Source organism: Franconibacter daqui (genome assembly GCF_014644275.1).
GTDB classification, from domain to species: Bacteria; Pseudomonadota; Gammaproteobacteria; order Enterobacterales; family Enterobacteriaceae; genus Franconibacter; species Franconibacter pulveris.
Map to the genome: position 1 here is coordinate 172,772 of NZ_BMKJ01000004.1, position 10,435 is coordinate 183,206.

7 protein-coding genes are annotated in these 10,435 nt (G+C 57.0%); 4 read left to right on the forward strand and 3 right to left on the reverse strand.

Annotated features, from left to right (window positions below):
- Positions 1 to 823 precede the first annotated feature (823 nt).
- The 3 genes from bcsG to bcsE are packed head-to-tail and all read right to left on the reverse strand — an operon-like array spanning position 824 to position 4,261.
- Positions 824 to 2,512, reverse strand: coding sequence for a cellulose biosynthesis protein BcsG (bcsG, locus tag IEX01_RS14810; protein WP_028019747.1), 1,689 nt, complete (start codon positions 2,510 to 2,512; stop codon positions 824 to 826).
- The gene (bcsF, locus tag IEX01_RS14815; protein ID WP_188724093.1) at positions 2,505 to 2,702 is read right to left on the reverse strand and encodes a cellulose biosynthesis protein BcsF; all 198 of its coding nucleotides are present in this window, start codon (positions 2,700 to 2,702) and stop codon (positions 2,505 to 2,507) included. Before bcsF ends, bcsG begins: the two co-directional genes overlap by 8 nt.
- The gene (gene bcsE / locus IEX01_RS14820; protein WP_188724094.1) at positions 2,699 to 4,261 is read right to left on the reverse strand and encodes a cellulose biosynthesis protein BcsE; all 1,563 of its coding nucleotides are present in this window, start codon (positions 4,259 to 4,261) and stop codon (positions 2,699 to 2,701) included. Before bcsE ends, bcsF begins: the two co-directional genes overlap by 4 nt.
- Positions 4,262 to 4,421: 160 nt before the next feature.
- Here bcsE and bcsR point away from each other — a divergent pair, with 160 nt between their 5' ends.
- From bcsR to bcsB, 4 genes are read left to right on the forward strand one after another with little or no spacing between them, the layout of a single operon-like run.
- Positions 4,422 to 4,625 carry a cellulose biosynthesis protein BcsR gene (gene bcsR / locus IEX01_RS14825; protein WP_029590659.1) on the forward strand — a complete coding sequence of 68 codons (204 nt, stop codon included), beginning with the start codon at positions 4,422 to 4,424 and terminating at the stop codon, positions 4,623 to 4,625.
- Positions 4,626 to 4,637: 12 nt separating this feature from the next.
- Entirely contained in the window at positions 4,638 to 5,384 is a 747-nt protein-coding gene (gene bcsQ, locus IEX01_RS14830; RefSeq protein WP_024560530.1) for a cellulose biosynthesis protein BcsQ, read from the forward strand.
- On the forward strand, positions 5,371 to 7,983 hold the full coding sequence (bcsA, locus tag IEX01_RS14835; protein WP_188724095.1) for a UDP-forming cellulose synthase catalytic subunit: 2,613 nt from the start codon (positions 5,371 to 5,373) through the stop codon (positions 7,981 to 7,983). The genes bcsQ and bcsA overlap by 14 nt, the downstream gene beginning before the upstream one ends.
- Before the next feature lie 13 nt (positions 7,984 to 7,996).
- Positions 7,997 to 10,429: a cellulose biosynthesis cyclic di-GMP-binding regulatory protein BcsB gene (gene bcsB, locus IEX01_RS14840; protein WP_188724096.1), complete on the forward strand. Its 2,433-nt coding sequence runs from the start codon at positions 7,997 to 7,999 to the stop codon at positions 10,427 to 10,429.
- Positions 10,430 to 10,435: the final 6 nt, after the last annotated feature.

Below are 10,435 nucleotides of genomic sequence, written 5' to 3' on the forward strand. Positions count from 1 at the left end.
TGAGCGGCCGATATCCTGGATTGCCTAAGCAATTCATTTCAGCGAGCCGTGCCAGGTAGTTTCTTAATATTTTGTTGCGCCGTAACTCATGCGAAAGTCTGATTGGTCGGTAAATAAAAAATAATAAGCAATGAGCTCGGATTTAAACCTTGGGGCATATCGGTAACGACAGCAGGGTCGTTACTGAATAAATCCTCAGGCAGAATAAATTAACGGTGTTCAGGCTGCTTTTGGTGAGCGCTTTTATCGCTTATTTAAGTCTGATCATTATGAATAAGTTGCCATCATGAATAAGTGCTAATTTCGTCGGGAGGGAGTGAGAATCTAATTCTTTCGTGTGGGTTTAAGGTAAGCTAATGAATTGTATTGTTTTTACTGGCGAGGTGCGGCGGCTTCTTGAGGAGTAATCTGAAAGTTAGCCTGGAAACTAATCATCATGCTTGTGGTCTCTGTCGTTTTACAGAATGATAGGTTTTAACGTGGAGAAGCAGGAAGTTAAACCATGGATTAAATTAACGGATATATATTTTTCTCACCCTTTTGCGGGAATAAAGGAGAGCGAAGATAATACTTCGCAAAGGGAACAAGAAATATCCGTTGTAGCCGGGACATAAGCGGTCATACACGAATTAGTTAATTAAGAAAAATTAAAGCGGTAAAATAGCCCCGCGATATTCTGTAGAGAAAAGTTGAACAAATAATGACGCTAATGAGACAGTTCATTGTTTCTTAAGCGCTCTTTTTGCGTGCAAGAACTGAGCAGCGCGTTTGCGGGCGCCGTTTTTCACAGGGAAAACGGCGCCCGGGAGAGGCGTCGCAGCGGTTACTGCGGGTAGGGCACCCAGTCGCCGCCGCTCAGGCGGACATAAGGTTTGCCCTGGTACTGGATTACCACGGCGTTAGCGTTTTCAGACACTGGCGCGGTTTGCGGCAGATTTTTTGTCAGCGCGTCCCAGTCCACCCGGTCGGCGACAAAGTTTTTGCCATCCACTGAACGCGCCACCAGTTCCGAAATAGCCAGGAAGCTGCTGGGCTGATCGATTTCAATGGCGCTGCCCTGATGCGGCGCTTTCATGCCGACAAACTTCACCCCTACCGGTACATGGGTGATGGCGGGGGATGGAATATCACGCAGGCCGGAAACCTGCATTCTGTCGCCCTGCAGCGCCGCGCCATGTTCCGGCACGATAACCACCATTACCCGACGATTCTCTTTTTCTATCTGCGTCAGGAACGCGTCCAGTTCGTCAAACAGTTTCTGCGCCCGCAGCTTGTAATCTGCGGGTTTGCTGTTGCCAGGGAAATGGTTGCCGTCGTGCAGCGGCAACATATTAAAGAAGGTCGCGCTGCTCTTCGTATTATCGCGCCCCTCCTGTTCCAGCCAGCGGTTCAGTACGGCGGTATCGTTATAAACGGGCGAACCGTCGAAAGAGAGCAGGTTAACAGGCAGGTCAGCCTGGTTCATCAGCGGCGCTTTCATGCCGCCAAAGTCGCGCACTTCTTTTAGAAAATCACCGAACAGGCCGTTATGGTCCATCATCAGATGCTGCGTGAAGCCCAGCTTCTCCAGGTTATCGAACAGATAACAGGCTTCGCCGGCAGGCTGGTAAAGGTTTTTATGCGATGGCTGGCCGCAGCTGGCGCGCAGCAGGCGAATCGCCGCCGGGCCGCTGTAAGAGGTGCCGGCGTTAAAGTTTTTAAAGACGATATCAAAGTGCGACCACAGCGGATGGTTCATCAGCCCGGTGGCTTCAACATCTGACCAGGCGAGCGAGCAGATGTTGATCACTAACAGTTCAAACGGCTGCGCGTCGGCAGGCAGGCTGGCCGGAAGCGGGGTCTGACGTTTGGCTTCGCTGGCGTAAAAGCTGCTGAGCCACGCATTCAGGTTAGCGGTGGTGGGCGGGCCGTCCTGGGCGGGAATATCGCCTGAGACCAGCGCGCCGCCCGTACTGGCGCGCGCGACCGTATTGTCCGCGCCGCCGCCGGTCGCGGTGACCGTGGCGGCGGCGTTCTGGCCTGCAGGCCACAGCGAGATAACCGGGCCGGTCAGCGTAAGCACGTTCAGCCAGAGCATTATCGCCACCACAAAAACGGTAACCCGCAGCCACTGAGAGAGAAACAGCCAGGCTACCAGCAGCACAAACGCCGCGCCGACCATCTGCCAGTTAATAAAGCGCGTAATAAGGTCGAAAATATAGTCGCTGCTAAAGCCCGCGATTTGCGACCCCTGGCTGACCAGGCTTTGCGGCCCCGGCAGCCAGGTATCCCGCCAGAACAGCGCGAAGCCCACAGGCAGCGCCAGCCAGTGGCGCAGGCGGTGCAGGTTGCGGTTCGGTATTGGGAACAGTAAGAAAGCCATAAAAACCAGGTTATCCAGCGCGTGAAAATTGAGGTAACCGGTCCACAGCAGGCCAAACTTCAGTAAAAAATAGTAATTCCAGCCGGAAAGGCCGCGCCAGTATTGCCAGCCAGAGGCTGACGCCGGTGCGGAAGAGGTTTGATTAGTCATGTTGTTGGTCTGCCTTGACGTCGGTGCGGCGATGGAGCGTGCCGACCGGTTTCAGATAGCGGGGTTTAAAAAAAAGCGGTCGTACCAGCGCCGTTAACCGCCTGACGGAATGGCGGGCCGCATACCCCAGCGGAAAGAAAATGACGGCGCACAGCGCGACAAGCTGCAAAATATCGCTGACAGACATCATCTGCGGGGCTCCCCTTCGGGCTCGCTCAATAAGGTGATGAGCGTCGGAACGCGACGCCGGGCGTTGTCGTCATGGCGCTGGCTGGCGATAGGGGCGGCATCGGCAGTCATTTTTAACGGTTTGCTCCACTTTTCTGGCTGCATGGCGCGCATCTGTACGATTTCTGCGGCTATCTGCGCATCCTCATACCAGACCATCCGGTTGGAAAAAATATCGGCGACAGGCAGCGGGAAGATATGCTTCAGCGCGGTATCAAGATCGGGAATACGGCAAAAAGAGAGAAACAGCACCAGACGGTTTTCGCCCAGCGTAACAATATCCCCCGCTCTTGGCGGACGGCATAACGTTAGCGCCTGCTCGATGCGGATCCCCGGCACCGGGCGCAGCGCCACCAGGACGCCCTTGCCGTCTTTCGGCAGAAGCGTGTTATTCATCAATGCGCCGACCGAGTCGCAAAACGTCTCCCACGGCTGGTAACCGCGAAGCTTCAGCGGCTGCATCGATTCCAGCAGGATGGCGATCTCTTGCGGCACCTGACGAGAAAAAGTTTGTCCCTGCACGCTTTCAATCAGCGTCAGACAGCGTGAAAGCGGCGCGTTCCACGGGATCACGATATTGGCGCCGCAACCCAGCAGCAAACGCTCATCCGTCGCGCGCACGCTGCCCTGGCTCTCGCGCACGATGATTTTCATCGCCGAGCCGCGTTGCCGACGCAGCGCATGGATTTGCCGCGCCACGCTCTCCACCTGGCTGTTGCTGCTCAACGCGAAAATAACGGTAGCGGCCTGCGCCTGCCGCGCTTCGGTGAATAACGCATCGTTGCTGTCGAACAGGCTCCAGTTTTCTGACAGCGGCGGGGCGCCTTCCAGTACGGAAAGGTGGCTCAGCACGCGGCGCTCATCGTTGCGTGATTGCGGCGCAATCTCCTGCTGCGGCGGCAGCGTCCAGCGCTGTCCTGCCTCAATCAGGCGCAACTGCTGACGTGCGCTCACCCCTTTCTGGTTGAACCAGAAAGCCACGTCATAAAGCCAGGTATCGCCCTCATAGCGCAGCGTAGTAAGCCCGGACAGCAGCGTATACTGATTTGCCAACGCTGAAATATAGGGGTCGGGATCGAGGCTGGGATTCAATAAAAGCAAGGTACAGTGGTGATATTTCGCCCAGGCGTTAGCATCTTTAACCCAGCGGCGCAAGTGTGTGGCTGATATATTTTGCAAGCCATTTTCGTTGCACAAAATAATAATCATGCAGTGATGCGGATTAAGGCTGCATAATAAGTCCTGCGTCAATCCATCAAATGCCTTAGAATCATGTGGTAATGAAAATAAAAATAATCTTTTCGGACCGTGATCGCCTTCTAATTTTATGTGCTGATGCTGCATTTCGCCTGTGGTAATAACCGCGACTTTTGCGCTTTCATTTTGTGAAGCGACCGTACGATTTACCAGCTTTATGGCGTCTTCATACCTGTCTATGTTGACCCACCAGAGCCCTCCGGCGGGCAGCAGGCGCAATTCGTCCCATAATGCGTTGATGCCAAGATAAAAAACCGGATCCATTGCGCCCCTCATGAAGCAAATAGTCTCTTATTAGCTTACTAGCAAAATTCAAAAACATACCTACCATTGAAATTATAGGCAGCAGATTAGCAATGGGATTAATTTCGTTGCGCGGCAGTACGTTTCTTCCATTATTGACCTGAATGAGCTACAGGAGTGTATGCAAATAGCCGGAATAAATGCGAACCCTTTGTCGACGCCGGAACAGGGGTACACTTTCCAGAATGATTTAGCGACGCTTAAACACGTATTTCATCTGCCTGAAATTAACTATTCGGATATTTCGCAGCAGGAAAACCTTAAAGCGGCAATTAATCGCTGGCCGCTGCTGGCTGAATTGGCTGAATTAAATAAACGTCAGTGAACGGAGCTGCGGATGACAATACTGGGATTACAAGGCGTGCGCGGCGGGGTGGGAACCACCTCATTAACGGCGGCGCTTGGCTGGGCATTGCAACAGCTTGGCGAGACGGTACTGGTTGTCGACGCCTCCAGAGATAACCTGCTGCGGCATTTTTTTAACGTCGATTTTTCCCATGAGCAGGGCTGGGCGCGCGCCATGCTGGAAAAAGGGTCGTGGCGCGCCTGCGCGTGGCGTTATACCCCTGACCTTGATCTGCTGCCCTTTGGACAGTTAACCCAGGCGCAACTGCAACGCTGGCCGGAAACAGAACACTCTCTTATTGAGTTTGCCGCTGCGCTGCAAATGTTAAAGGCCAGCGGGCGCTACCGCTGGATTTTGCTCGATTTGCCGGCGGAGCACACCCTGCTTACCCGCAGCCTGATTAGCGTAACGGATAACGTGCTCAGCATCGCTACGCCAGACGCCAACTGCCATATCCGTCTTCATCAACAGGCGCTGCCGGAGGGCGCGGATGTGCTGGTGAACGGGCGCGCCCTGAACAGTCAGCTGCAGGATGATATTTATCAGCTCTGGCTGCAAACCCAGCGCAACCTGTTGCCGATAGTGATTCATCGCGATGAAGCGGTGGCGGAAGCGCTGGCGATAAAGCAGCCGCCCGGCGAATACCGGGCCGATGCCCTGGCTTCAGAGGAGATCATAACGCTGGCGAACTGGTGCATTCTTCATTACGGCGAAGAGGCGTTGCATGAGGGTCGCTAGTTGGCTGCTCGTCCCGCCAGTCGGCGCCCGTCTGAGCGAGCGCTATGGGCTTTACCGCCGCCATGGCGCGCCCGCCTTCAGCGCGGCCGTAGGCTGCCTGCTGTTTGTTATCGGCTGGATGTTTCTGCCGCTGGAAAATCGCCGCTGGCAGGCTATCCGCGCGCGGCATGATGCGCTGTTTCCCCATATTAATCCTCTGCGCCCGCGCCCGCTGGACTGCGCCCGTTATCTGTTGCAAAGCCTGTGGCTGATGCTGGTTAAGCCGCAAGGGTTGCTGACGACGCCGCGTTGGCGTTCAGTGTCCGGGCTGCAACGCTTACGCGCCCGCTATCATCTGTGGCTGGAAAACCTGCCGCAGCGCTTTAGCGAAAGCACGCAGCGCCATGACGACAAAAAGGAGCTTGAGCATCTTAGCGCGCGCTGGCGGCGGATAATTCTTGGTGTGGTGATTGTTTTCTCCCTGCTGCTGGCGGTGCTCTGCATCACGCAGCCCTTTAACCCTCTGTCGCAGTTCATCTTCCTGCTGCTGCTGTGGGGCGTGGCGCTCATGGTGCGACGGCTGCCGGGGCGTTTCTCCGTGCTCATGTTGGTAGTGCTTTCGCTCACGGTCTCCTGCCGCTATATCTGGTGGCGCTACACCTCAACCCTGAACTGGAACGATCCGGTAAGCCTGGTCTGCGGCCTGGTGCTGCTCTTTGCGGAAACCTATGCCTGGGTTGTACTGGTGCTCGGCTATTTTCAGGTGGTCTGGCCGCTTAACCGCCAGCCGGTTCCGCTGCCAGAGGAGATGGCGCAGTGGCCTTCCGTTGATATCTTCGTGCCGACTTACAACGAAGATCTCAACGTCGTGAAAAACACGATTTACGCCTCGCTTGGCATCGACTGGCCGAAAGACAAGCTCACCATCTGGATCCTCGACGATGGCGGAAGGGAGGCGTTCCGCCGGTTCGCCAAAGAGGTCGGTGTGAACTATATCGCCCGCACCACGCATGAGCATGCCAAGGCGGGCAATATTAATAACGCGCTCAAGCACGCCACCGGCGAGTTTGTCTCTATCTTTGACTGCGACCATGTGCCCACGCGCTCGTTCCTGCAGATGACCATGGGCTGGTTTGTGAAAGACAAAAAGCTGGCGATGATGCAGACGCCGCACCATTTCTTCTCACCGGATCCGTTTGAGCGCAACCTGGGCCGTTTTCGTAAGACCCCGAATGAGGGAACGCTGTTCTATGGTCTGGTGCAGGATGGCAACGATATGTGGGACGCCGCCTTCTTTTGCGGCTCCTGCGCTGTTATTCGCCGCAAGCCGCTGGACGAAATCGGCGGCATCGCGGTGGAAACCGTGACCGAAGACGCCCATACCTCGCTGCGCCTGCATCGCCGGGGGTATACCTCTGCCTACATGCGCATTCCCCAGGCGGCGGGACTGGCGACAGAGAGCCTCTCGGCGCATATCGGCCAGCGCATCCGCTGGGCGCGCGGCATGGTGCAAATTTTCCGTCTTGATAACCCCTTATTTGGCAAAGGGCTGAAATTCGCGCAGCGGCTTTGTTACGTGAACGCCATGTTCCACTTTCTTTCCGGTATTCCGCGGCTTATTTTCCTGACCGCGCCGCTGGCGTTCTTAATGCTGCACGCTTACATCATCTACGCCCCGGCGTTGATGATTGCGCTCTTTGTCTTGCCGCATATGATTCACGCCAGCCTCACCAACTCCAAAATTCAGGGCAAATATCGCCACTCTTTCTGGAGCGAAATCTACGAAACCGTACTGGCCTGGTACATTGCGCCGCCGACCTTCGTCGCCTTAATCAACCCGCATAAAGGGAAGTTTAACGTGACGGCGAAAGGGGGGCTGGTAGAAGAAGAGTATGTCGACTGGGTTATCTCGCGTCCCTACATCTTCCTGGTGCTTCTGAACGTGGTCGGGCTGCTGGTCGGCGTCTGGCGCTACGTCTATGGCCCGCAAAACGAAATTCTCACGGTTATCGTTTCCATGGCCTGGGTTTTCTACAACCTGATTATTCTCGGCGGCGCGGTGGCGGTTTCCGTTGAGAGCAAACAGGTGCGGCGCGCCCACCGCGTGGAAATGGTCATGCCGGCGGCAATCGCCCGTGAAGACGGCCATCTCTTCTCCTGTACGGTGCATGACTATTCGGACGGCGGGCTGGGGATAAAAATCCATGGCCAGGCGCAGGTGCGGGAAGGGCAAAAAGTGAAGCTGCTGCTTAAGCGCGGCCAGCAGGAGTACGCCTTCCCGGCCCGGGTAGCCCGCGTGTTCGGTACGGAGGTGGGGCTGCATCTGGACCAGATGAGCACCCGTCAGCATATCGATTTTGTGCAATGCACGTTTGCGCGCGCGGATACCTGGGCGCTCTGGCAGGACAGTTTCCCGGAAGATAAACCGCTGGAAAGCCTGCTGGATATTCTCAGGCTTGGTTTTCGCGGCTACCGCCATCTCGCGGAGTTCGCGCCTTCCTCAGTAAAAATGGTTTTCAGGGCACTCACTGCGCTGGTCGGCTGGGTAGTGTCGTTTGTTCCTCGCCGTCCGGCGCGTGGGGTTGCCGGGCAAGCGCCGGCCCCGGTTATGAGTCAATGATGATGAAAAGGCAATGAAAAGAAAATTCTCCTGGAGTTGTGCACTAGCTGTTGGAATAAGCGCGCTGTTGACGCTGACCGTTCAGGCGGCGCCCGCGGCGAATCCCCAGGCGACCGCCGCGCCGACGGTGCCGACGGTCGCGCCCGCAACGCAGGGCGTGGTGACGGCGCAGCCGACGCAGGCGGAGCAGGTCACGCCGGATGTGCCGCCGCCGGTCGGGCAGGCGCCGGTGCCTGCCGCAGGCGACCCTGTCGTCGGTCAGGTGATGCCCGGCGTCAACGGTGCCGGCGCGCCGGTTGCGCAGAGCGACACGCCTTCCCGTGAGGTCAAGCTCAGCTTCGCCTCTATTGCGCCTGCGCCAGGCAGCATGGTGCTGCGCGGCGTCAAGCCTGACGGGGCGGTGGAGTTCGGCATGCGCAGCGACGAGGTAGTTTCTAAAGCGATGCTGAATCTGGAATATACGCCATCGCCTGCGCTGCTGCCGGTACAGTCCCAGCTCAAGGTTTATCTTAATGACGAACTGATGGGCGTATTGCCCGTGACCAAAGAGCAGCTTGGTAAGAAAACGTTCGCCCAGATGCCGGTCGACCCGCTCTATATCAGCGACTTTAACCGCGTGCGGCTGGAGTTTATCGGCCATTATCGCGATGTCTGCGAAAACCCGGCCAGCAGCGCGTTATGGATGGATGTGGGGCGCAACAGCTCTGTCGACCTGACTTTCCAGAAGCTTCAGTTGCAAAACGATCTGTCGCATTTCCCGGTGCCGTTCTTTGACCCGCGGGACACGCGCCCGCTGGTGCTGCCGGTGATTTTCGCCGCCTCGCCGGACCTGACCCAGCAGCGCGCCGCAGCGATAGTCGCCTCCTGGTTCGGCGCGCGCGCGGCATGGCGCGGGCAAAATTTCCCGGTGCTCTTTAACCAGTTGCCGGAGAGCAGCGGCATTGTTTTCGCCACCAATGATAAGCGCCCCGACTTCCTGCGCGATCGCCCGCCGGTAAACGCGCCGACTATCGAGATGGTAAACCACCCGCAACACCCCTGGATGAAGCTGTTGCTGGTGCTCGGGCGCGATGACAACGATCTCCTGCAGGCGGCGAAGGGCATCGCCCAGGGCAATATTCTGTTCCGCGGTTCAAGCGTGGTGGTCGGTAACGTTAAGCCGCTGCTTGCAAGGCAGCCTTACGATGCGCCGAATTGGGTACGTACCGATCGCGCTATCACCTTCGCAGAACTGAAAACCTATGAAGAGCAATTGCAGTCGAGCGGTCTGGAGCCTGGCTCCATTAACCTGACGCTGAACCTGCCGCCGGACCTGTACCTGCTGCGCAGCAACGGGATCGATATGCGGCTAAATTACCGCTACAGCGCGCCGGTAGCGCGCGACAGTTCGCGGATGGACATCAGCCTTAATAACCAGTTCCTGCAGTCGTTTAGCCTGCAACCCAAAGAAGAAACTAACCGACTGCTGCTGCGCCTGCCGGTATTGCAGGGGCTGCTGGATGGCAAGACCGATGTCTCTATCCCGGCGCTGAAACTGGGCGCCGTTAACCAGCTGCGTTTTGATTTTCAGTACATGAACCCTATGCCGGGCGGTTCGGTGGACAACTGCGTTACCTTCCAGTCGGTGCGAAATAATGTGGTCATCGGCGATGACTCCACGCTCGACTTCTCGCGTTATCACCACTTTATCGCCATGCCCGATTTACGGGCGTTCGCCAACGCGGGCTTCCCTTTCAGCCGTATGGCGGATCTCTCCGACACGCTGGTCGTGGTGCCGCCTGAACCGCAGGCCGCGCAGGTGAGCGCGCTGCTCAACACGCTGGCGTCCATCGGCGCGCAGACCGGCTTCCCGGCGGTTAACGTCACGGTGACCGATAAGGGTGACGACATAAAAAATAAAGACGCCGATATTTTGATAATCGGCTCGCTGCCGACGCGCTTTAAAGACGATCAGCATCTGGATCTGCTGGTGCAGGCGAATGAAAGCTGGGTGAAAAGCCCGACGCGGGAGTATCAGTTGCCGACGGCGATACCGGATGAGCATGACCGGCAGGCGAAAAGCCAGTCCACCATTATCTCCAGCGCGCCGATGGCGGCCGTCATCGGCTTTCAGTCGCCTTACGATGACCAGCGCAGCGTCGTGGCGCTGCTGGCGGACAGCCCGCGCGGCTACCAGTTGCTTAATGATGCGCTGAATGACAGCGGCAAACGCGCGGCGGTTTACGGCTCGGTGGCGGTCGTCAGGGAATCCGGCGTCAATAGCCTGCGGGTCGGCGATGTTTACTATGTCGGTCATCTGCCGTGGTTTGAGCGGATCTGGTACGCCTTCTCCGGTCACCCCATCATGCTGGCGATTTTCGCCGTGGTTACCGTGGTGCTGCTCGCGTGGGTGTTATGGCGTCTGCTGCGCATCCTGAGCCGCCGCCGTCTGGGCTCAGAGGAGTAAGCGCCA

What these genes read in the sequence shown, in the direction of transcription:
- bcsG (WP_028019747.1), bottom strand. Translation starts at nt 2,512, where the DNA reads ATGACTAATCAAACCTCTTCCGCACCGGCGTCAGCCTCTGGCTGGCAA.
- bcsE (WP_188724094.1), bottom strand. Translation starts at nt 4,261, where the DNA reads ATGGATCCGGTTTTTTATCTTGGCATCAACGCATTATGGGACGAATTG.
- bcsB (WP_188724096.1), top strand. Translation starts at nt 7,997, where the DNA reads ATGAAAAGAAAATTCTCCTGGAGTTGTGCACTAGCTGTTGGAATAAGC.
- bcsA (WP_188724095.1), top strand. Translation starts at nt 5,371, where the DNA reads ATGAGGGTCGCTAGTTGGCTGCTCGTCCCGCCAGTCGGCGCCCGTCTG.
- bcsR (WP_029590659.1), top strand. Translation starts at nt 4,422, where the DNA reads ATGCAAATAGCCGGAATAAATGCGAACCCTTTGTCGACGCCGGAACAG.
- bcsF (WP_188724093.1), bottom strand. Translation starts at nt 2,702, where the DNA reads ATGATGTCTGTCAGCGATATTTTGCAGCTTGTCGCGCTGTGCGCCGTC.
- bcsQ (WP_024560530.1), top strand. Translation starts at nt 4,638, where the DNA reads ATGACAATACTGGGATTACAAGGCGTGCGCGGCGGGGTGGGAACCACC.